This is a genomic window from Pseudomonas sp. TE3552, from assembly GCF_056278945.1.
Map to the genome: position 1 here is coordinate 2258198 of NZ_JBWBQJ010000001.1, position 22090 is coordinate 2280287.

A 22090-nucleotide genomic window follows, 5' to 3' on the forward strand; every position below is an offset into this window, starting at 1 on the left:
TCCGCAGCATCGAATCCCGTTCAAGGCGTTATGCGCTCCATGCAAGCCTTGATGAAGGCTTCCCGCTTCTGATCGTCTGGCAGTTTCATGAAGTTTTTCGGCTCACAATTTTTCTCATTCACTTCGTATTTGCTTTCACAGCCTGCGAGACATGCCAACGATAGTGCCAGTGCAATTAGCGATTGAGTGTTCATGAACAACTCCTCATCGAGTTTTCTTGCATCGCATTGAGCCTAACTCATGAGTTGAGTGTATGCAGGAACAGCGAACTTTCCTCTGCGCTAAACCCGTCGGAAGTCCAACCGAACTCAACGAGCGCTTGCAGCGCTTGAATTTTTTGTCTGGAACAACCTTCAGCGCTTGTAAACATTCCCTCCAGCCGACCGCCCTTGGCGTCACCCGATAAAAAATGAACCCCCGGCGATGGATGCACCTCAATACTTCTAGGGGCCCCTATGCCGGGCCGCTCGCTATCTGGAGGTCGTCATGTACGCACCCTTCGTCAGGCTGTTCACTCAGCCCAATTTCGTCTGGACAGATATTCGTAAAGAAGAGGAAGCGAATCCGCGCCATTACCTCGCTCATTTACTGCTGCTCGCCTTGATTCCCGCCGTATGCCTGTTTATCGGGACCACCTACGTCGGCTGGAGCCTGGCCGAAAACGAAACGGTCAAACTCAGTGCCGCCAGCGCCCTGCAACTCAGTGGGCTGCTGTACCTGAGCATCATCGTCGGCGTGGTGCTGATGGGGCTGTTCATCCGCTGGATGTCGCGCACCTTCGACTCACGCCCCACCGTCAATCAGTGCATCGGTTTTGCCGCCTACACCGTTACTCCGTTCTTCCTTGCAGGTATTGCCGGGCTCTATCCGAGTCGCTGGCTGGCGATCACCGTGCTGGGGGCCGCCTCCCTCTATTCAACGTTTCTGCTGTTCGTCGGCTTGCCGATCTTCATGCACGAGCGCAAGGAGCAAGGTCTGTTAAATGCGGCGAGCGTATGGGGCGTCGGGCTATTGGTGCTGGTGACTATTTTGGTGGAGATGATTTTGCTCTGGTTCAACTACCTGGGACCTGAGTACGTGCGCGTGACTGGCGTTTGATTTTCCTGAGTCCGCCATCCGCCGGCGATCGGCGGTACACCTCCGAGAACCGGGCATGAGCTTTATTGTATGGGTGGCGGTGTTGGGTGCGGTGCTGCTGACCCTGGCACTGACCTCGTCCTATCTGCGCTGGATGCCGGTGACCACGTCGGCGGTGTGCCTGGCGCTGGGCGTGGTGATCGGTCCGGGTGGCCTGGGCTTGTTGAAGCTGGACATCAAGGACGCGGCGATCTGGATGGAGCACCTGACGGAAGTCGCGGTGCTCTTTTCGCTGTTTGTCTGCGGACTCAAATTGCGCCTGCCGCTGAAGGATCTTCGATGGCGGGTGGCGTTCGGCCTGGCGGGACCGGTGATGATCCTGACCATCATTGGCGTCTGCCTGCTACTGCATTACGGTTTTGCCCTGGCGTGGGGGCCGTCGTTGCTGATCGGGGCGATTCTGGCCCCCACCGATCCGGTACTGGCCTCGCTGGTGCAGGTCAACGACGCCAGGGATTACGACTCGGTGCGTTTCGGGCTCTCCGGTGAAGCGGGCCTCAACGACGGCATCGCCTTCCCTTTCGTGATCCTCGGCTTACTGTTTGTGCAGCAGGGCGGCAATAGCGATGCCTGGCTCAGTGAGTGGGCATTGAAAAGTGTGCTGTGGGCCGTGCCGGTCGGTTTATTGACCGGTTACTGGATGGGCCACGGCATCGGTCGCTTGACCTTGTCGATGCGCATCCGCAATGCCGACAGCACCATTTCTCCCAACGATTACCTGACCCTGGCCCTGATCGCCCTCGCTTATGTCGCGGCCGAAGCGATCCATGGCTATGGCTTTCTGTCGGTATTCGCCGCCGGCCTGGGGTTGCGACAAGCCGAAGTCAAATCCACCGGCGACGCACGGATCCCCGCTGAGCATCTGGTGCAACCGGTGGTCGGCCACCAGAACGTCGAACCTGAGGCTGCCGTCCACGGAGACGTGGCGAATCTGCCAGAAACCCAAGTCGCGGCGGGGATCATGATGGGCGACATGCTGGCATTCGGTAGCCTGGTGGAACGGGCCATGGAAGTGTTTCTGGTCACCCTGCTGGGCGTGGTGCTGGTGGGCCATTGGGATTGGCGAGCGTTGGTGGTTGCACTGGTGTTGTTCTGTGCCATTCGCCCCTTGTGTGTATGGCTCATGCCGTGGGGGCGATTGCTGGACGGTCGCCAGCGGCTGTTGATCGGCTGGTTTGGGATTCGCGGGATCGGGAGCTTTTATTACCTGTTCTACGCCTTGAATCACGACCTCGGTCCGGCGGCAGCGACGCAGTGCACTGACCTGACGTTGTCGGTAGTGGCGTTCAGCATTCTGGCGCATGGCATCAGTACGCAACCGATGCTGGCCCGTTATGAGCGGCGCAATAAACCGGACGCCTGACACCTTCTCAGGCGAGGCAATCGTTCGGTCAACCTGCATTGAACAGCAACGGATATTCATGCAGGTTGCACGACAAACGTCGTTTCAAGTCGATTTCAACCCACTGTTTTTACTGGTTTTTTATTGGATATTGAAACAGGCACAGGAAATGCTCCAACAGTGTGAGCGACAACGGCAGGAAGACCGTTTGCGCCTGACCTGTGACTAAACGAGAGGTTTGACCATGAACGCCATTGACCTGTTGAAAGCCGACCATGAACGCGTGAAAGGCATCCTGGCTCAGTTGAGCGAGTCCACCGAGCGTGGGGTTAAAAAGCGCACCGAGTTGCTGGCCAAACTGGAAATGGAAATCAAGATCCATACCCGTTTGGAAGAGGACGTCTTGTACCCGGCGTATAAAAAAGCCGGGGGCAAGGAACAGGACGTAATGTATTACGAAGCCAAGGAAGAACATCGCACCGTCGATACGCTGGTGCTTCCGGACCTGAAAACCACTGACCCCTCCACTCTCGAATTTGCCGGTCGCGTGAAAGTGGTCAAGGAGCTGCTGGAACATCACATTGAAGAAGAGGAAAAGGAAATGTTTCCTCAGGCCAAAAAACTGCTGGGCAAAACGACACTCGACGAATTGGGTGCAGAAATGGAAAGCCTGAAAGCCCGCTACAAAAAAGAACTGGGCGCGCCGATTCTCGCTGCTTGAGAGGTTGGCGAATAGCAAAGGCCCGGCGAATGACGGGCCTTTGATTAATTTGAGTCATAAGTGTGCCAGCGAAAGTCTGTTGGCTGCATTCGCCGGCAGACCTGGGCATGGCGACTATCACTTCATCGCCAAGGCAATGACTTCCACCAGATTGAGTTGGGTAAAGGGCTTGGACAGGCGTGGAAGTCTGGCTGCGAAGCCTTCCAGGCGCTCCGCATATCCGGTGGCGAGGATGATCGGCAGGTGTGGCTTTATCACCCGAATAGCCTGTGCCAATTGCGCGCCACTCATCTTGGGCATGACCATGTCCGTAATGACTAGGTCAACATCGTGCTCGCTGTCGAACAGCTCCAGTGCCTGTGCGCCGGACGCTGCACTGATCACCCGATGGCCCAGGTCCTCAAGCAACAGGCTGGTACTGGTCAACACCAGACTGTCGTCGTCCACCACCAACACACACAGACGAGGCACCCGCGACATGGCAGCCTCTTCAATAGCCGGTTCGGTGGTCGAGTCGGATAACGCAACGGGTAACCAGAGTTCGGCAGTGGTGCCGACGTCCTTCTGGCTTTTGAGGATGAAGCGTCCACCCAGTTGTTCAGTGAACCCGTGAACCATCGACAACCCCAGGCCTGTGCCTTTGCCGACGCCTTTCGTGGTGAAGAAAGGGTCCATTGCCGACGCCAGGGTAGCGTCATCCATGCCCTCCCCTATATCCGTGACACTCAGGCAGACATAGCGGCCTGGCGTCAGGGCTAATTTCGCCTGATCGCAGATCTCTTCTGTCTGCGCACTGATGACAAGTTTCCCACCGTCGGGCATGGCATCGCGGGCGTTGGTCGCCAGGTTCAGTACCGCCAGTTCGAGCTGATTGACGTCGGCCATGACCGGTTCAAGTCCAGGCGCAAAGCGCGTTTCTATGCTCACCGCCGGCCCCAGAGAGCTGCGCAATAGCCCGGTAATCCCCTGTATCAACGTCGGGATTTCGATGGATTCAGTCTTGAGCTCCTGACGCCTGGCAAACGCCAACATGCGCTGGGTCAGGGAAACGCCGCGCAACGCGCCTTGAGTGGCATTGTCGAGCAAACGGGTAATTCTCGGGTCGTCCGCCGCACGTTTGCGAACGACCTCCAGATTGCCAAGGATAACGGTCAGCAGATTATTGAAGTCGTGGGCAATCCCTCCGCTGAGTTGACCGATGGCCTGCATTTTCTGCGCCTGAAACAACGCTTCGCGGGTTTTTTCAAGCGCTTGCTGGGCTTGGGTGACCTCGGTGATGTCCCGAGTGATCTTGGCAAACCCCAGCAACGTGCCGGTGTCGCCCCAAATCGGATCGACTACGACATGCGCGAAAAACCGCGTACCGTCCTTGCGCACGCGCCAGGCCTTGTTTTCGAATCGCCCCTCGCGTGTAGCGATCTCCAGCGCACGCTGGGGTTCACCGGCTTCGCGGTCTTCAGGGGTGTAAAACATCGAGAAATGCTGGCCGATAACTTCTTCGGGCCGATATCCCTTGATTCGCTGAGCCCCCAGATTCCAGTTGGTCAGGCGTCCATCCGGGGCGAGCATGTAGATGGCGTAGTCGGTGACGCTTTGCACCAGCAGCCGGAACTGCTGCTCGCTTTGCTTGAGGGTTTCTTCAGCCATTTTGCGGTCAGTCAAATCCCGGGTGATCTTGGCAAAACCCAGCAATTTACCCGACGGATCGCGAATGGGATCGATGATGACGTGGGACCAGAAATGCGTGCCGTCCTTGCGTACCCGCCAGCCTTCGCCCTCGAAACGTCCTTCACGAATGGCTGTATCAAGGGCGCGCTGAGGCAAACCGGCCTTGCGGTCCTCCTCGGTATAGAAACGCGAGAAGTGCTGACCGAGAATCTCCGCCTCCTCATACCCTTTGAAACGCTTGGCGCCAGCGTTCCAACTGGTGATGATGCCGTCGGGATCAATCATATAGATCGCATAATCGACCACGGCATCGATCAGCAGACGAAAGCGCATCTCCTCGATGGCATTGGTCCTGGTCCGGTCATCGCTCATGGATCCCTGTCCTTCCCGTTGTGCTTCTGGAGTATGCGACAAACTCCACGCTTGGAAATTCAGAACAAAAATACGCTGTGCCTGACACTGTGGAGACGACACGGTCAAATGCCCGACGAGCGCTTTTGCGCAGGGTCACTACATGCTCCCCCGAGCTGCTTCGACCGACCACCAGCGCGGCAGCAATTGCTTGACCTTGCTCTCGCCAAACCGGTCATCGATCAGCATCACCACACCTTTATCCTGCCGGGTGCGGATCACCCGCCCCGCTGCCTGCACCACTTTTTGCACGCCGGGAAACAGGTAGGTGTAGTCATAACCGGCGCCGAAAATCGCCGCCATGCGCTGTTTCAACTGTTCGTTGACCGGATTGAGTTGCGCCAGCCCCAGGGTGGCAATGAATGCGCCAATCAACCGTGCGCCGGGCAAGTCGATGCCTTCGCCGAACGCGCCACCCAATACCGCAAACCCGATGCCCTGACTGTCGGCACTGAACTGGTCGAGAAACGCCTGACGCTGCCCTTCCCCCATGCCCCGGGACTGTGACCACAAGGTGATGTGCGGATGCCGTTCGGCCAGCAACTGTGCCACTTGCTGCAAATAATCGAAGCTGCTGAAAAACGCCAGGTAGTTGCCGGGGCGCTGGGTGAACTGTTTGGCGATCAGCTCGACGATGGGTTCGAGGGACGCCTGACGGTGGACATAGCGGGTCGAGATCTGGCTGACGATGTGCACCTGCAACTGATCAGCGTGAAATGGCGATTCCACATCGATCCAGACCGTGTTCGCCGGTGTTCCCAATAAGTCAGCGTAATAGTGCCGAGGGCTCAGGGTGGCGGAAAACAGCACCGTACTGCGTGCAGCGCTCAGGCGCGGGCGAATGAACGCGGCGGGCACCACATTGCGCAGGCATAGCTGCGACAGGTTGCGCTTGCGATCCAGGTCACGCTTGCTGATATCGAACAGGAAATGCTCATCGAAGCATTCAGCCACACGGCCGAATTGCAGCATGTCGAAGTAAAAGTTCTGTAACCCGCTGTCCAGGCCCTGAGGGTAATCATTGAGGTAGTCGCCGATGCTCGCACAGCACAACGACAGCGCCTGAAGCAGTTTTTCCGGAGCTTTGTCGTAGGCCTGATAGGGGCCCAGTTGCTGATCATGCAGGGCATTCCATTCGCGATTAACCCGCTGCAAGGATCTTTTCAGTGGCTCAGGTGCGGTTTTTCGTACGCTATTCAACGTCGCCTGGTCGAGGCTCGCGCTGTACATCTGGCGGCCGCGCTCCACCAGATTGTGGGCCTCGTCCACCAGTACCGCGACGTTCCAGTTATTGGCCTGAGCCAGCCCGAACAGCAACGCGCTGAAGTCGAAATAGTAGTTGTAGTCGGCGACCACCACGTCTGCCCAGCGGGCCATTTCCTGGCTCAGGTAGTAGGGGCAAACCCCATGCTGCAGGGCAACCTCGCGCAAGGCACTCTGGTTCAGCAGGTTCAGTTCGCTGGCGGCCTGACGCGCGGCCGGCAGACGATCATAAAAACCCTGGGCCAACGGGCAGGACTCGCCATGACAGGCCTTGTCCGGGTGCTCGCACGCCTTGTCCCGGGCGATCATCTCGAGGACTCGCAACGGCGGAGCATCGGCGCTGTCGAGGATGACCTGAGCGGCGTCCAGCGCCAATTTGCGCCCCGGAGTTTTCGCCGTGAGAAAGAACACCTTGTCCAGTTGCTGCGGCGCCAGGGCCTTGAGCATCGGGAACAGCGTGCCAACGGTCTTGCCGATACCGGTTGGCGCCTGGGCCATCAGGCAACGGCCGGTGCTGACTGCCTTGAACACTGATTCGGCCAGATGCCGTTGCCCCGGGCGAAAATCGGCATGGGGAAAAGCCAACTGTTGCGCCGCCAGGTTGCGCCCTTCGCGATGGGCCATTTCCTGTTCGGCCCAATGCAGGAACAACCCGCAGTGCTGTTCGAAGAACTGCTGCAACTCGACAGCACTGAAAGTTTCGACCAGACAGGTTTCCTTTTCGCTGACGATGTCGAAGTACACCAGCGCCAGATTGATGCGTTCCAGCTGCAGTTTCTGGCACATCAACCCACCGTAGATCTTCGCCTGCGCCCAGTGCAGCTGCCGGTGGTTGGCCGGTTGTTTGCTCAGGTCGCCACGGTAGGTCTTGATTTCTTCAAGACAGTTTTTCGCCGGATCGTAGCCGTCTGCCCGACCTTTCACGGTCAAGGTTCGATACTGGCCCTCAAGCGCGACTTCATTCTGATAATCCTCGCTGCGCCGTGACGCCACCGTGCGATGCCCGACGATGCCTTCCAGCGCGGTCGGCGATGGAGTGAAACGCAGGTCGAGGTCACCGACCTTGGCAGTGAACTCACACAGCGCCCGCACCGCGATGCTGTAGCTCAAGTGCCCTGCTCCGCCCATTGCACGTAGCAGACGGCGATCGGCATCTGGTGCTCGTGACAGAACTCCAGCCAGCGCAATTGATTGTCTTGCAACCGATCGCCGGGGCCTTTGACTTCGATCATCCGGTAGGTTTTGTGTTGCGGCCAAAACTGGATCAGGTCCGGCATGCCGGCGCGATTGGCCTTGATGTCGAGCAGCAGTCGATTGAACCAGTGCTTGAGGTGTTCGGCGGGCAGACAGTCGAGCGCCTGCTCCAGCAGTTCCTCGCTCAGCGCGCCCCAGAATACGAAGGGCGACTGCACGCCCCACTTGGCGCTGTAACGCTCGCGGACAGTGTGCACATAACGCCCGTCATCGAGTTCGGCGAGGCAGGCCTGGAACAGATCCGCGCGCCGCGCAGGAAAGTCCTCATTGAGCAGGTCTACCGGCCCGCGCTGGAACGGGTGAAAAAACGCTCCCGGCAACGGCGCGAAAATTGCCGGCCAGCACAGCAGCCCGAACAGCGAGTTGATCAGGCTGTTCTCGACGTAATGCACCGGCGCTGATTCGTCCGCCAGGTGTGCCTGAACGTAATACTCCACCGACAACGCCGGATCGTGCCTGGGTAGTTGCAGGTCCAGACGCTGCATGGCCAGAGGAGCTGGTCGCTTGATCGGTGGCCCGCCCAGTTTGCGCCGCAGCCTGGGCAGCACACGCGATAGATGCTGATGCTCGGCGGCGCTTTCAGGGGCTTGCTCGGCGTGGGCGGCCAGGTCCAGGGCCAGTTGATATTCGGCACAGCGCTCCAGCACGCGAATCAGCCGCAGACGCGCGCCGGGGTAGGCGCATTCGCGGTAGAGGCTCAAAGCGGTGGAAAAATCCGCGACGCGCTCGCAGTGCTGACCGATCTGGAACAGCAGTTTGCCCCGACGTCTTTGCAGCCAGGGATTGTCGAGCTGCAGCCCGTTGATCTGCTCGACAATCGCCGCCACGTCTTCACCCGCCTCGAACTGCTGCTGACAGCTGTGCAGGAACAGGCAGGCGTCGACATCCTCGCGGCTGCGCAAGCCTCGGGATTCGGCACAGAACTCGACTTTCTCGTAGGTGAAGATGCCGAGGTCGGCCAGCACGAATTCCGACCAGTCCTGGTAAAGATTGCCGAAGAACATCAGGCGCAGGCGATCGCACAGGCCCATGACGGTCAGGCTGAACAACCGCTCATTCAGTGCCGGACACCACTGGGCAAAACTTTGCGCCTCGGGAAACTGCTCGCTCAGGGCCGGCAGCCAATCGGTCTTTTTGCCTTTGGGCTGATCGATGGCACTGCCAAAGCACTGGAGAATCTCGGCCTTGAGCAACACCTCGAACAAGTCCTCGATGTGCAACGGCGACTGCTCATCGATCCAGCCCGATGTCAGCAGCGGCGCCGCAGCGCTGGCGATGTCACCGATCTCGACGTAACTCAGTTTGCCGGCCCTGAAATGCACGCCCTTGCGCATCACCAATCTGACCAGCAGGGCTTGGGACTCGCGGGGCAGCCGATTGAAGTCGCGGATGAAATCCTGCTCCTCGACGCTCAGTACATCGGCATAGCGATGCTCAAGCCAATCAAGCACTTGCATGAAGTTGTTCAAGTAATAGAACGGGTCATCGAGAGGATTTACGATCACGGGAAAAAGGGCCATGGCATGCGAGTACTGGTTATGCGTACAGATACCAGCTATGCCCCATCCGGTGCAAACAGAAAAGGATCAGTGGCGACGCTATTCGGCAATTTTCGGGTGACCATCGAACTTTCTGCCATTCCATCGCACCAACCGCGTTAGAGGTACAGCAACGATTGATCTCGAGCGAGGCGCTCGTGCTGTTTTTTATTGAGTGATGAGAGGTGTGTATGAATATCAAGACTCTGGGCCTGCCCCTGGCGATAGCGGCATTTCTGGCCCTGGCCGGCTGCTCGACGCCAACGGTCGTGACCCTGCAGAACGGCACCCAGTATTTGACCAAGGACATGCCGAACACCAAGACCAAGGACGGTTTCTTCGAGTTCGAGGATATTTCCGGTGCGACGGTAAAAGTCCGCGCCGATGACGTGGCCACGATTCGCAAGGAAGACTGATCCCCTGCGTTCGGCTGTAGCAGCTGTCGAGCTTGCGAGGCTGCGAGGCTGCGTTCGGCGACGAAGTCGTCGTAAATCCTGCCCCCCGGTTTAGCTGAAACACCGCAGTGCCTGATTTCACGACTGCTGCGCAGCCGAACGCAGCCTCGCAGGCTCGACAGCTGCTACACAAGGAGTGCGTCGCGGGCTTTAAAGCGCCTGTGCGATCGCCTTGCCCACCTCCTGGGTCGAGCCCTGCCCGCCCAGGTCCGGGGTAATCGGCCCCTCGGCAATCACCCGTTCAATCGCCTGCAGAATCCCGTCATGCGCGGCGCGATAGCGCTCATCGCCGTTCCCCAGAAAATCCAGCATCAACGCACCGGACCAGATCATTGCGATCGGGTTGGCGATATTGCGCCCGTAGATGTCCGGGGCCGAACCATGCACCGGTTCGAACAATGACGGGAAACGCCGCTCGGGATCGAGGTTGGCCGACGGTGCGATACCGATGGTGCCGGCGCAGGCAGGTCCCAGATCAGACAGGATGTCGCCGAACAGGTTTGACGCCACCACCACATCGAACCGGTCCGGTTGCAGCACAAAACGCGCACACAGGATATCGATATGCTGTTTGTCCCAGGTGATGTCCGGGTATTGCGCGGCCATCAACGCGGTGCGCTCGTCCCAGTACGGCATGCTGATGGAAATCCCGTTGGACTTGGTCGCCGCCGTCAGGCGTTTGCGCGGCCGGGTCTGGGCCAGGTCGAAGGCGAACTTGAGAATCCGGTCCACGCCACGCCGGGTGAACACCGACTCTTGCAGCACGAATTCATGCTCGGTGCCTTCGAACATCTTGCCGCCGACCGACGAATACTCGCCTTCGGTGTTCTCGCGGATCACCACGAAATCGATGTCCCCCGGTTTGCGCCCGGCCAGTGGGCACGGCACACCGGGAAACAGCCGCACAGGGCGGATGTTCACGTACTGGTCGAAGTCGCGGCGAAACTTCAGCAGCGAACCCCACAGGGAGATGTGATCCGGCACTTTGTCCGGCCAGCCCACGGCGCCGAAGTAGATGGCGTCGAAGCCCTTGAGCTGCTCGAACCAGTCGTCCGGCATCATCTGCCCGTGTTCCAGGTAGTAATCGCAGTGGGCCCAGTCGAGCACTTCGATGCTCAAATCCAGCTGCCACTTCTTCGCGGCCTGCTCCAGTACTCGCAATCCTTCCGGCAAGACTTCCTTGCCGATGCCATCGCCAGCAATCGCAGCGATTCTGAATGGTTTACTCATTAATCATGCCACGCAAAATGGCTGCAATCGTTGCCGGGTTACAGCCCACCGATGTGGAAGGCTTTGACTTCAAGATATTCATCCAGCCCGTACTTGCTGCCTTCGCGGCCCAGGCCCGACTGTTTGATGCCGCCGAACGGCGCGACTTCCATGGAAATGATCCCGGTGTTGAGGCCGACCATGCCGAACTCCAGCGCCTCGCCGAACCGCCAGGAACGGCGCAAGTCCTGGGTGAAATAGTAGGCGCCCAGGCCATAAGGCGTGGCATTGGCCAACGCGAGGGCTTCGGCTTCATCGGTGAAACGCATCAACGGCGCCACCGGCCCGAAGGTTTCTTCGTTGGCCAGCAACATGCCGGCATGGGTGTCGCCGAGGACGGTCGGTTGGACAAACTGACTGTCGCCCTCGGGAATGCCGCCGCAGAGCAAACGCGCGCCCTGGCTCAGGGCATCGTCAATGTGCCGGGTGACCTTGCTCACCGCTGCCGGGTTGATCAGCGGACCGATGGTGACGTCGGCGTCCAAACCATTGCCGACTTTGAGCTTGCCCACCTCCTCCACCAGGCGCTGGGCGAACCGTTCGTAGATGCCGTCCTGCACCAGGATGCGGTTGGCGCAGACGCAGGTCTGCCCGGCGTTGCGGAACTTGCTGAGCATGATGCCGGCCACGGCCTGTTCCAGGTCGGCGTCGTCGAACACGATGAATGGCGCGTTGCCACCCAGTTCCAGGCTCAAGCGCTTGATGTGTTCGGCGCTCTGGCGCATCAGCAGGCGACCGACCGCGGTGGAACCGGTGAAAGAGATTTTGCGCACCGTCGGGTTGCCGGTCAGCTCTTCGCCAATGCCGGCGGGCAGCCCGGTCAACACGTTGAACACCCCGGCCGGAATGCCGACGCGCTCGGCGAGTACCGCCAGGGCCAGGGCCGACAGCGGAGTCAGGTCCGAGGGTTTGACGATGATCGGGCAACCGGCGGCCAGGGCCGGCGCACACTTGCGGGTGATCATCGCATTGGGGAAATTCCACGGGGTGATGGCGGCACAGACGCCCACCGGTTGCTTGAGGGTCAGCAGCCGACGATCGCCGCTGGGGGCTGGCATGGTTTCGCCGTAGACCCGGCGGGCCTCTTCGGCGAACCACTTGACGAAACCGGCGCCGTAGCGGATTTCGCCCCTGGCTTCACTCAGCGGTTTGCCCTGCTCGCAGGTCATGATCAAGGCGAGATCGTCGAGGTTGTCGATCATCGCCTGATACCAGCGCTCCAGCAGTGCCGCGCGCTCCGCCGCCGGGCGTGCACGCCACGCAGGCCAGGCCCGTTCGGCGGCTTCGATGGCGCGTCGGGTTTGCGCGCCTTGCATCGCCGGTACGCGGGCGAGCAAGTGACCAGTGGCCGGGTCGATGACGTCCAGGGTCGCGGCGTCATCGGCGCCGATCCACTGCCCATCGACATAGGCGAGTTCTGCTAAAAGGCTGGGGTCTTTCAAACGATTCTTGAGCATGGTCGAGTCCTGATCCGAGACATTTCCAGTCTAGGGAGATGCCTCGGATGAGGATGCTGAAAGCGCCCCGAGGGCAGTGTTGGATGCTGAAATTTGCGGTGGGACGGCAGGCTCTACCGAGTCTCAGGGCAAGCCCGCTCCCACAAGAAAAATCACAATTTCAGAGAGCCGAGCAGGCCTTCCAGAAACCGCTCTCCAGCCTCCATCTGACTGATCTCGATAAACTCGTCCGGCTTGTGCGCCTGTTCGATCGAGCCTGGGCCGCAGACCACCACTGGCACATCGAGACGCTGCTTGAACAAACCGCCCTCGGTGCCGAACGAGACTTTGGCGGTGCCGGTGTCCGGGGCGGCGAAGTTTTTCAGAAAGCGCACCGCTTCGACACTTGGGTGGGTATCGAGACCGGGATAGACATTCAGGGTTTCGATCTCGATGTCCGCCACGCTGGACAGTTTTTTGGCTTCGCGCACGATCACTTCGGCCCGCTCACGCATCTGTTCCAGGAACTGCTCCAGATCGTCTGCTGGCAGGTTACGCACTTCAAAATCCAGGGTGCACAGGTTGGGCACGATGTTCAGCGCCTTGCCGCCGACAATCTGCCCGACATGCACGGTGCTGTAGGGCACGTCGTAATCCGGATCCTGCGCGCCCTGCTCTTGCAGTTGCTGCTGGCTCTGACGCAATGCCGCGATGAAATCGCAGGCCACATGAATCGCATTGACCGAACGCGGTGCCAGGGAAGAATGCGCTTCCAGCCCACGACAATAAGTGCGGTAAGAGCCTTTGCCCTTGTGCCCCAATACAAACTGCATGTTGGTCGGTTCACCGATCAGGCACAGGAACGGCCGCACCGGCGCCAGGTGCAGCACGTCGAGCAGACGTCGCACACCGACGCAGCCGGTTTCTTCGTCGTGGGATAGCGCCAGTTGCAGCGGTCGGCTTAATGAATGGTCGGCGGCATCGAGCATGGCGTCGATGGCCAAGGCAATGAAACCTTTCATGTCGCAACTGCCACGCCCGTAAATCCGACCGTCCTGCACCGTTGCCTGAAACGCCGCAAAGGTCCAGGCCTGCCCCGCTGCCGGCACCACGTCGGTGTGCCCGGAGAGCAAAATCCCCGGTAACGCCTTGGGGCCGGTACTGGCAAACAGGTTGGCCTTCTTGCCGGTTTCGTCCTTGACGATCAGCGACTCGATGCCTTTGCTCAGCAACAGGTCACGCACGTATTCAATCAGGGCCATGTTCGACTCCGAAGACACAGTGTCGAAGGCCATCAGGCGTTTGAGAATATCCAGTACACGGGGTTTCATGAGGCCCTGCTCCTTTGCTCAGTTGTCCGTTGCTCGGCTGAAGGGGCGAACCGACGGATGGAGAACGGCTCAATCGAGGTACTTGTGCTGCCGGTGCTGATCAGTTCGGCCATCACATCGCCGACGCCCGGCCCGAGCTGAAAGCCATGACCGCAGAAGCCGAACGCGTAGTACAAACCGTCAACGGTGCCGCTGGGCCCCATCACCGGCAAGGAATCGGGCAGGTAGCCTTCGATGCCGCTCCACACGCGGATGATGTTCAGGTTGCCGACACCCGGCAGCAGGCGACGCATCTGCTCCATCTGATTGAGAATGCTGCGCGGCTCGACATAGGCCCGGCGGTTGAGCATGTCCGGTTTGCTGCGATAGCCGCCGCCGATGATGATGTTGCCGCGGGGGATCTGCCGGAAGTAGATCACTTCCTCGGGAATCTTGGTGTACACGCCAATCACCGTCGGCAAGGCGTAAGGCACGGGTTCGGTCACAGCCATTTGCGGGCCGTGGGTGTCCAGCGGCACCGGCTCGCCGAACTGCGCCGAGAGTTTCTGGCCCCAGGCGCCGGCCGTGATCAGCAAACGCTCGGCGCTGAATTGACGGCCATCGGTAGTGGTCACCGTGAACTCGCCGCCGACCTTTTGCACGTCGGCGACTTCGGTCTGTTCTTCAATCCGCGCCCCGAGGCGGCGTGCCGCACGGGCAAATGCCGGCGCGGCCAGACGCGGGTTGGCGTGGCCATCGTGAGGCGCATAGGAACCGCCCTTCACGTCCGGCCCGAGGAACGGAAAGCGCTGGTGCAGCTCGGCGCCACGATAGATTTTCAAATCCAGCTGCGCCGCCTCGGGCGCTGCCGCATAGGCTTCCAGTTCAGGGATTTCATCCTCGCGATAACACACGCGCATATGCCCGCTGGCAATGAATTCCAAATCATCGTCGATCAATTCCGGTAGGCGTTTCCACAGCGCCCAGGAACGGTTGGCCAACTCCAGCTGACCGAGGAAGCGCCCCTGACGCCGGACGTTGCCGAAGTTCACGCCGCTGGCGTACTGACCGATCTGGTCGCGTTCCAGCAGAATCACCGACTGCCCGCGCTGGCGCAGAAAAAACGCCGCCGCCGAGCCCATCAGCCCGCCGCCGACAATCACCACATCGGCTTTTTGTAGCGTCATGGCGACACCTCCTCGGTGAGCATCGAAAGGGGTTTGACCGGCGCCTGACCGCGCTGCCGGCCGACCTGTTGCACACTGACGCCCGCCGCCGCCGCAATCACTTCGGCCCCGGCCTGGGAGCAATAACGCCCCTGACAGCGGCCCATGCCGACCCGGCTGAAGGCCTTGGCCCGATTGACTTCACAGGCGCCCTTCTCGCTGACGGTGCGGCGCAACTCACCGGCGCTGATCATTTCGCAGCGACAGACGATGGCTGAATCCGGCAAGGCCTGGGCTTGCTCCGCCGGCCAGGGAAACGCTTGGGCCAGGCCGAGGCGAAACTCATCCATCACCGCCAGCGCGTGCCGTTGCTCATCGCGCAACGCGGCATTCACCGGTTGCTGCAGATCTTCCAGCAACGCCATCGCCACCAATCGCCCGGCGTGTTCAGCGGCATTGGCGCCACGAATCTTCGAGCCATCGCCGGCGGCATACACACCGTTGACCGAGGTGCGGCCCGCTTCATCAACGGCCAGCCACCACTGGCTGGACGCCTCGTCAAAACGCATGCGGCAACCGGCCAGGTCGGCCAGTTGGGTTTCCGGGCGCAAGTGATAACCCAGCGCCACGGCATCACAATCGATCGTCAGGGTTTCGCCTTTCGCCGTGCTGATCTGCACACCGCTGACCCCGCTGGCGGCATCGCCCAGTACTTGCAGGGGGTTGATCCCCAAGTGCACCGGGATCTTCGACCGGTACAGCTGGGCGAGCAGTTTCATCCCGGTGAACAGCAACCCCGGGCGCGACAACAGTTTCGGCAGTGCCGCGATACGCTTGCTGATTGGCGAAGTGTCGAGCACCGCCGCCACATTCGCGCCTGCTTTGACGTATTGACTGGCAACCAGATACAGCAACGGCCCGCTGCCCATGAACACCACGCGGTGGCCGATGGAAACCGCCTGGGATTTGAGCGCGATCTGCGCGCCGCCGAGGCTGTAAGTGCCCGCCAACTGCCAGCCTTCGATCGGCATCAAGCGATCGGTGGCGCCGGTGCAGAGGATCAGTGCGTCGTAATTCACCGTCGAGTGCTTGCCCTGGCTAACGCAGCACAATTGCCCTGGCGTCAGGTTCCACACCAACGTGTCCGGGCGATAGTCGATCTGCCCGCGCAAACGGTCGAAGCTCTGGTGCAGGTCTTTGGCCTTGGCGGCTTCGGAGCCATACAGCGTGGCGTAATCCCGGGTAAACCCTTCGGGCTGACGGCGGTAGATCTGCCCGCCATCCCGGCGATTTTCATCGATCAGGATCGGTTTGAAGCCAGCGGCGACCCAGGGTTTCGGCACAACGGATGCCGGCCGGACCCGCACCAATGATGACTATCCGCGCAGTGGCCATATCGCCTCCGGTTGTGTGGTGACGATGTCCAGGCCTTCACGGACTTCGTTGGAACAGGCACGCAGGCGTTCGCCGCTGCGGGTCCAGACCCAGCAATCCTGGCAAGCGCCCATCAGGCAGAAGCCCGCGCGGCGGCCCGAATCGAATTCCGACTGGCGCAACGCCGAGCCCTGGGTCAACAACGCGACCATCAGCGTGTCGCCCTGCAATGCCTCGATAGGCGCGCCATCCACCGTCAGTTTGACGGTCGGCCGGCCCTGCTCGGCCAGCCTCACAAAACGCCCCTTCATGCGTAGGCTCCCAGGCTGATGGTGGTTAAGTCCTGCTGAGTTTTCAGCAACTCGGCACTGTCGTGATGGCAAAGGATTTCGCTGCCGCCGTCGATGATCCGCAGGTTCGGCGCGGTGCGATTGCACAGGCCGTCGACCCGCACCGGGCAGCGGCTGAGGAAGGTACACAGTTCCGGCACGTTGGCCTTGGCGCTGATTGGCGGCAGCGTGCCGCAGGTGGTGCCGCAGTTTTCCAGCCAGCCCTGACGCAGTTCCGGCACCGAATGGATCAACAGATCGGTGTAGGGATGAAACGGTGCCTGGGCAAACGACTGCCGACTGCCCGCCTGGACCTTGTGGCCGCTGTACATCACCACAATGTCGTCGCACAGCGCCCGCACGGTGGAGATGTCATGGCTGATGAACAGATACGACACGCCCAATTGCTGACGCAGGTCGCGCAGCAGTTCGAGAATCGCCGCGCCGACCACGGTGTCCAGCGCCGAGGTCACTTCATCGCAGAGGATCAGGTCCGGTTTGGCCGCCAGGGCCCGCGCCAGGTTGACCCGCTGCTTTTGCCCGCCGGAGAGTTCATTCGGGCGGCGTTCGGCCATGGCGCGCGGCAGGCGCACCAGGTCCAGTAGTTCGCCGATGCGCTCGCGCAGTGCGGCGCCCTTGAGGCCGAAGTACATCTTCAGCGGACGACTCAGAATGGTGCCAACGCTGTGCATCGGGTTGAGCGCGGTGTCCGCGTTCTGAAACACCATTTGAATCCGTCGGAACTGTTCGTCAGTGCGTTCGGACAAGCTGCCGCCCAATGGCTGGCCATCGAAGGTCAGGCCGCCCAAGGCTGGCGTCAGCAGCCCGGCCACCACCCGCGCCAGGGTCGACTTGCCGGACCCCGACTCACCGATCACGCCAATGGCCTGGCCCCGGCGCACGGTCAGGTCGATGTCTTCCAGCACGCGGATTGACGGCATGCCTTGCAGGTTCTTGTTGCCGTAACCGGCGGTCAGCCCGTGGATGGTCAGCAGCGGCGTTTCTTCGGCGATGCCGCAGGGCGGGCGAATTGTCGTGTCCGGGCGGGCCGCCAGCAGCAGGCTGCGGGTGTATTCGTGGGTCGGGGCTTTGAGCAGCGGCGCGGTGGCGCTCTGTTCGAAAATCTGACCGCCGTTGAGCACCACAATCTGATCGGCCATCTGCGCGACCACGGCCAAGTCATGGGACACGTAGACCGCTGTCGCGCCACGCTCACGCACCACGCGTTTGAAGGCGCGCAGCACGTCGATCTGGGTGGTCACGTCGAGGGCGGTGGTTGGCTCATCGAGTACCACCAGCAGCGGATCGCTGATCAGCGCCATGGCCGCCATCACCCGTTGCAGTTGTCCGCCAGACACCTGATGCGGATAGCGCTGGCCGATGTGATCGGGGTCCGGCAGGGCCAGATCGCGGAACAGTTCGACGGCCTTGGCTTCAAGCACCGCCCGGCTGCCCAAACCATGAATCAAGGCGCCTTCCACCACTTGGTCGATAAGCTTTTTCGCCGGGTTGAACGCGGCCGCCGCGCTCTGGGCGATATAGGACACCCGGTTCCCGCGCAGGCCTTGCAGTTCGCTTTCACTCAAGGCCAGCATGTCGTGTTCGCCGACCTGCACCACGCCACCCGCCAACCGACAGCCGCGCCGGGCATAGCCCAGCAGCGCCAGGGCGATGGTGGTCTTGCCGGAGCCGGACTCACCAATCAGCGCCAGCACCTCACCTTTGGCCAGCGAGAAGCTCACGCCCTTCACGATTTCCACTTCGCCGCGCTCGCCACAGGCGACCACGCGCAGGTCTTCGACTCGAATCAATTCACTCATCTCAATGACCTCCCGCACGTCGACTACGCCGTGACGACAGTCGGTCGATGAACAGATTCACGCCAATGGTCAGGGTGCCAATGGCCAGCGCCGGAATCACGATGGCCGGCGCGCCCTGATTGAGGCCGCCGATGTTCTCACGCACCAGGGATCCGAGGTCAGCATCCGGTGGTTGCACGCCCAGGCCAAGGAAACTCATGCCACTGAGCAGCAGCACAATGAAACCGAAGCGCAGCCCCAAATCCGTCAGCACCGGGTTGAGCATGTTCGGCAGGATTTCCACGCAAGCGATGTACAAACGGCGCTCGCCACGGGTACGAGCCACTTGCACATACTCCAGCGCCTCGATGTTTACCGCCATGCTACGGGCGATGCGGAATGCACCGGGGGTGAAACTCAGCACCGCAGTGCAGATCAGCAACAGAACCGAAGAACCGAACGCCGAAACCATGATCAACGCCAGCATCTTGCTCGGGATGGAAATAAAGGCATCCATCAAACGGCTGATGACTTCGTCCAGCCATTTCGGCGAAACCACCGACAGCAGTGCGCAACCGGTGCCCAGCGTGCTGGCCAGCACCGCCGAAATCAGCGCCAGGCCCACGGTGAACCGCGCGCCGACAAGAATCCGGCTGAGCATGTCGCGGCCCAGGTAATCGGTGCCCAACGGGTAAGCCGCGCTAAGGCTGTCGAAGACATTGTCAGAGACCACGGCCCCCACCGGGTGCGGCGCCAGCCAAGGGCCGAAGATGGCCACCAGCAACCAGATCACACACATCGCAGCGCCGACCAGACCGAGCCACGACGGCCCATGGGAGACTTTGCCCAGCGCCAGTTCGGGCCCGGCAGGCGCCGATTTCGCAATGAGATCGTTCATTGGTTTCTCAGCCTCGGATTGGAAAGAATCGCGCACAGGTCGGCAATCAGCACCAACCCCAGGTACGCCGTACAAAACAGCATGGTGCAGGCCTGAACCAGCGCCATGTCGCGATTGGTCACCGCATCGACCATCAGGCTGGCGATGCCGGGGTAGTTGAAGATGGTCTCGACGATCACCACCCCGCCCAGCAGGTAGGACAGGCTCAGGGCGATGGCATTGGCAATCGGCCCGATGGCATTGGGCAAGGCATGGCGCAGGACGATCCGCATCGGACTCACGCCTTTGAGCCGGGCCATTTCCACATAGGCGCTGTCGAGTTGATCGATCACCGCCGCCCGGGTCATGCGCGCCATTTGCGCGACAATCACGCAGCACAGCGTCATCACCGGCAAGGCGTAGGTGCGCAGAAATTGCAGGGGTGAGGTGATGTCACTGGCATAGGACAACGCCGACAGCCAGCCCAGGTTCACCGCAAAAATCAGCACCGCCAGGGTCGCCACCAGAAACTCCGGCACCGCGACCAAAGCCAGGGTGATAAAGCTGAGGAAACTGTCGATGCGCCCACCCCGGCCCATGGCCGAGCCGATGCCGAGGATCAGTGCCACCGGCACCGACACCAGCGCCGTGACGGTCGCCAGCATCAGCGTGTTGGGAACGCGCCCGGCCATCAAGTCGCTGACCGGCATCGCGTTGGACACCGACTGTCCCATGTCGCCGCTGAGCAGGTTCATCAACCAATGCAGGTAACGCACCACACCGGGTTGATCCAGCCCCAGTTTCAGGCGCAAGGCCGCCACCTGTTCCGGCGTGGCGAACTGCCCCAGAGCCTGTTGCGCCGCGTCCCCCGGCAGTACCGCCGTGATGGCGAAAACCACCATGGACACGATCAACAAGGTCACGACCGCCGCGCCGAGGCGGCGGCCGATCAACCACAGTGTGTTGCTATTCATTGCCCTACCCTCATGCAATATCCCCGCGTTACATGCTTGTGCAGCCGATCAGGCATCCAGCCAGATCTGCTCGGCGAACATGTAACCCATGAAACCGCCCAACGGGTTGCTGCCGTAGCCTTTGATGCGCTGATCGACGCCGTCGATGTTGCTGATGAACACCGGCACACCGATGCCGCTGTGGTCATGCACCAGGGTCTGCATGTCGGCGTACATCTTGCTGCGCTTGGCATCGTCGGTTTCACCACGGGCGAGCATCAGCAACTGGTCGAACTGATCGTTCTTCCAGCCTGATTCGTTCCAGGGCGCGCTGGACTGGAAGAACTGCGAGAACATCACGTCGGCGTTCGGCCGTGGGTTGATGTTGCCGAAGCTCAACGGGTGCTTCATCCAGTGGTTGGACCAGTAGCCATCGCTGGGCAAACGGTTGACGTCGAGCTTGAGCCCGGCCTGTTTCGCCGATTGCTGCAGCAGCACGGCGATGTCCACTGAACCGGTCGCGGCCGGTGAGCACATCAGCGGCATGTTGATGCTGTCCATGCCTGCCTTCTTCAGCAGAAATTTGGCTTTTTCCGGGTCGTAGACAGTCTGCGGGAGGTCGGCGTTGTAGTAGCGCGAACCGGGGGAAATCGGATGGTCATTACCGACCACCGCAAAGCCTCGGAACACCGCGGATTTGATCTGCTCGCGATCGAGCAAGTGCTTCATGGCCTGGGTGAATTCGGCGCTTTTGCCGGGCATCTGATCCTGACGGATGATCAAATCGGTGTAGTTGCCCGACGGCGCATCGACGACGCGGTGGCTGGTGCTGGCCTTGATCCGCGTGGTAGAGCGCGGGTTGACCTCGTTGATGATATGCACATCGCCCGACAGCAGCGCGTTGACCCGTGACGGTTCGTCGGCAATCGCGATGAACTCGATTTCGTCCAGGTACGGCAGGCCCGGTTTCCAGTAGCCGGTGTTGCGCGCGGCAATCGAGCGCACGCCTGGCTTGAATTCCTTGACCTTGAACGGCCCGGTGCCGATGCCCTGATTGAAGTCGGTGGTGCCTTCGGGAACGATCAACAAGTGCGACACGGCGAGGATCGACGGCAGCTCGGCGTTCGGCGCGCTCAGGCGGATCTGCACTTCGTGGGTGCCGGTGGCCTTGATCTCTTCGAACTGCGCCATCAGCGGCATGACCTTGGAACCGGTCAGCGGGTCCTTGTGGCGCGACAGCGAGTACACCACGTCGGCGGCGCTCAGGGTCTTGCCATTGTGGAAGGTCACGTCCTTGCGCAGGGTGATGATCCACTGCGTTGCGTCGGTGTTGTCGATGCGCTCGGCCAGTTCCAGTTGCGGCACCAGATGGCTGTCGAAACGGGTCAGGCCGTTGTAGAACATGAAGTGGCGCACGTAGTCGGTGGACAGCGCGCCCTTGGCCGGATCCAGGGTATCGGCGGTGGAGCTGGACATGCCGGCGACGCGGATCCGCCCGCCCGGCTTGCCTTTGCCCGGGGTCGCGGCTTCTTCGGCGAAGAGCTTGCCGGCGGCACCGAACAGGCTACCGGCACCCGCTGCGGCGACACCCGCCACCCCGAGCATCTGCAACGCGTGGCGGCGCGACATGCCGCGATTGAGGCCTTCGAATACCCGCAGGCTTTCCTGGCCGGAGATCAGTTTGGAGTCGATCTTGTTGTCAGTCATATCAGTTGTACCTGTCGAAAAAATGAGGCTCGAGTGCTCGCGGTTATCCGCGGCGTCCTGGAAACGCAAACGACGGTGACG

Annotated in this window: 17 protein-coding genes and 1 pseudogene; 4 read left to right on the forward strand and 14 right to left on the reverse strand. The window is 60.8% G+C overall.

The window, feature by feature from the left end; translation table 11 throughout:
- Positions 1–20: 20 nt before the first annotated feature.
- The gene (gene trbK / locus ACZ9BB_RS10030) at positions 21–194 is read right to left on the reverse strand and encodes an entry exclusion lipoprotein TrbK (RefSeq protein ID WP_476213625.1); all 174 of its coding nucleotides are present in this window, start codon (positions 192–194) and stop codon (positions 21–23) included.
- Between the two features lie 292 nt (positions 195–486).
- On the opposite strand from trbK, the gene ACZ9BB_RS10035 reads away from it, so the two are divergent.
- The 3 genes from ACZ9BB_RS10035 to ACZ9BB_RS10045 all read left to right on the forward strand — a co-directional run bounded on the left by ACZ9BB_RS10035 (position 487) and on the right by ACZ9BB_RS10045 (position 3200).
- Complete coding sequence (locus ACZ9BB_RS10035) at positions 487–1098, forward strand: Yip1 family protein (protein WP_476213626.1); 612 nt, start codon at positions 487–489, stop codon at positions 1096–1098.
- 55 nt (positions 1099–1153) lie between these two features.
- Positions 1154–2500, forward strand: a complete 1347-nt coding sequence (locus ACZ9BB_RS10040; protein ID WP_476213627.1) for a cation:proton antiporter — start codon at positions 1154–1156, stop codon at positions 2498–2500.
- A gap of 223 nt (positions 2501–2723) precedes the next feature.
- Positions 2724–3200, forward strand: a complete 477-nt coding sequence (locus ACZ9BB_RS10045) for a hemerythrin domain-containing protein (protein ID WP_476213628.1) — start codon at positions 2724–2726, stop codon at positions 3198–3200.
- A gap of 117 nt (positions 3201–3317) precedes the next feature.
- Here ACZ9BB_RS10045 and ACZ9BB_RS10050 read toward each other — a convergent pair whose 3' ends face one another.
- The 3 genes from ACZ9BB_RS10050 to ACZ9BB_RS10060 form a co-directional block, all read right to left on the reverse strand.
- Entirely contained in the window at positions 3318–5240 is a 1923-nt protein-coding gene (locus tag ACZ9BB_RS10050) for a hybrid sensor histidine kinase/response regulator (RefSeq protein WP_476213629.1), read from the reverse strand.
- 138 nt (positions 5241–5378) lie between these two features.
- Positions 5379–7652, reverse strand: a complete 2274-nt coding sequence (locus ACZ9BB_RS10055) for an ATP-dependent DNA helicase (protein ID WP_476213630.1) — start codon at positions 7650–7652, stop codon at positions 5379–5381.
- Positions 7649–9316 (reverse strand): VRR-NUC domain-containing protein, encoded by a 1668-nt coding sequence (locus ACZ9BB_RS10060; RefSeq protein WP_476213631.1) that lies wholly within the window; start codon positions 9314–9316, stop codon positions 7649–7651. Before ACZ9BB_RS10060 ends, ACZ9BB_RS10055 begins: the two co-directional genes overlap by 4 nt.
- A gap of 209 nt (positions 9317–9525) precedes the next feature.
- Between ACZ9BB_RS10060 and ACZ9BB_RS10065 the strand changes: the two genes are divergently transcribed.
- Positions 9526–9750, forward strand: a complete 225-nt coding sequence (locus ACZ9BB_RS10065) for a YgdI/YgdR family lipoprotein (protein WP_476213632.1) — start codon at positions 9526–9528, stop codon at positions 9748–9750.
- A gap of 189 nt (positions 9751–9939) precedes the next feature.
- Here ACZ9BB_RS10065 and ACZ9BB_RS10070 read toward each other — a convergent pair whose 3' ends face one another.
- The 10 genes and pseudogenes from ACZ9BB_RS10070 to ACZ9BB_RS10115 form a co-directional block, all read right to left on the reverse strand.
- A complete protein-coding gene (locus ACZ9BB_RS10070) occupies positions 9940–11019 on the reverse strand; it encodes a tartrate dehydrogenase (protein ID WP_476213633.1) in 1080 nt (359 codons plus the stop codon).
- A 38-nt stretch (positions 11020–11057) separates the two neighbouring features.
- Positions 11058–12515 (reverse strand): NAD-dependent succinate-semialdehyde dehydrogenase, encoded by a 1458-nt coding sequence (locus ACZ9BB_RS10075; RefSeq protein WP_476213634.1) that lies wholly within the window; start codon positions 12513–12515, stop codon positions 11058–11060.
- Positions 12516–12667: 152 nt separating this feature from the next.
- Complete coding sequence (gene argE / locus ACZ9BB_RS10080) at positions 12668–13825, reverse strand: acetylornithine deacetylase (RefSeq protein WP_476213635.1); 1158 nt, start codon at positions 13823–13825, stop codon at positions 12668–12670.
- The gene (locus tag ACZ9BB_RS10085) at positions 13822–14991 is read right to left on the reverse strand and encodes an NAD(P)/FAD-dependent oxidoreductase (RefSeq protein WP_476213636.1); all 1170 of its coding nucleotides are present in this window, start codon (positions 14989–14991) and stop codon (positions 13822–13824) included. The genes argE and ACZ9BB_RS10085 overlap by 4 nt, the downstream gene beginning before the upstream one ends.
- Positions 14988–16365 (reverse strand): annotated as a pseudogene (locus tag ACZ9BB_RS10090) (FAD/NAD(P)-dependent oxidoreductase). Before ACZ9BB_RS10090 ends, ACZ9BB_RS10085 begins: the two are co-directional and overlap by 4 nt.
- A complete protein-coding gene (locus ACZ9BB_RS10095) occupies positions 16347–16655 on the reverse strand; it encodes a (2Fe-2S)-binding protein (RefSeq protein ID WP_476213637.1) in 309 nt (102 codons plus the stop codon). The pseudogene ACZ9BB_RS10090 and the gene ACZ9BB_RS10095 overlap by 19 nt, the downstream one beginning before the upstream one ends.
- Positions 16652–18493, reverse strand: a complete 1842-nt coding sequence (locus ACZ9BB_RS10100; RefSeq protein WP_476213638.1) for an ABC transporter ATP-binding protein — start codon at positions 18491–18493, stop codon at positions 16652–16654. The genes ACZ9BB_RS10095 and ACZ9BB_RS10100 overlap by 4 nt, the downstream gene beginning before the upstream one ends.
- Position 18494: 1 nt before the next feature.
- Positions 18495–19370, reverse strand: a complete 876-nt coding sequence (locus ACZ9BB_RS10105) for an ABC transporter permease (RefSeq protein WP_476213639.1) — start codon at positions 19368–19370, stop codon at positions 18495–18497.
- A complete protein-coding gene (locus tag ACZ9BB_RS10110; RefSeq protein WP_476213640.1) occupies positions 19367–20323 on the reverse strand; it encodes an ABC transporter permease in 957 nt (318 codons plus the stop codon). The genes ACZ9BB_RS10105 and ACZ9BB_RS10110 overlap by 4 nt, the downstream gene beginning before the upstream one ends.
- 48 nt (positions 20324–20371) lie before the next feature.
- Positions 20372–22009, reverse strand: coding sequence for an ABC transporter substrate-binding protein (locus ACZ9BB_RS10115; protein WP_476213641.1), 1638 nt, complete (start codon positions 22007–22009; stop codon positions 20372–20374).
- Between the last annotated feature and the right edge of the window lie 81 nt (positions 22010–22090).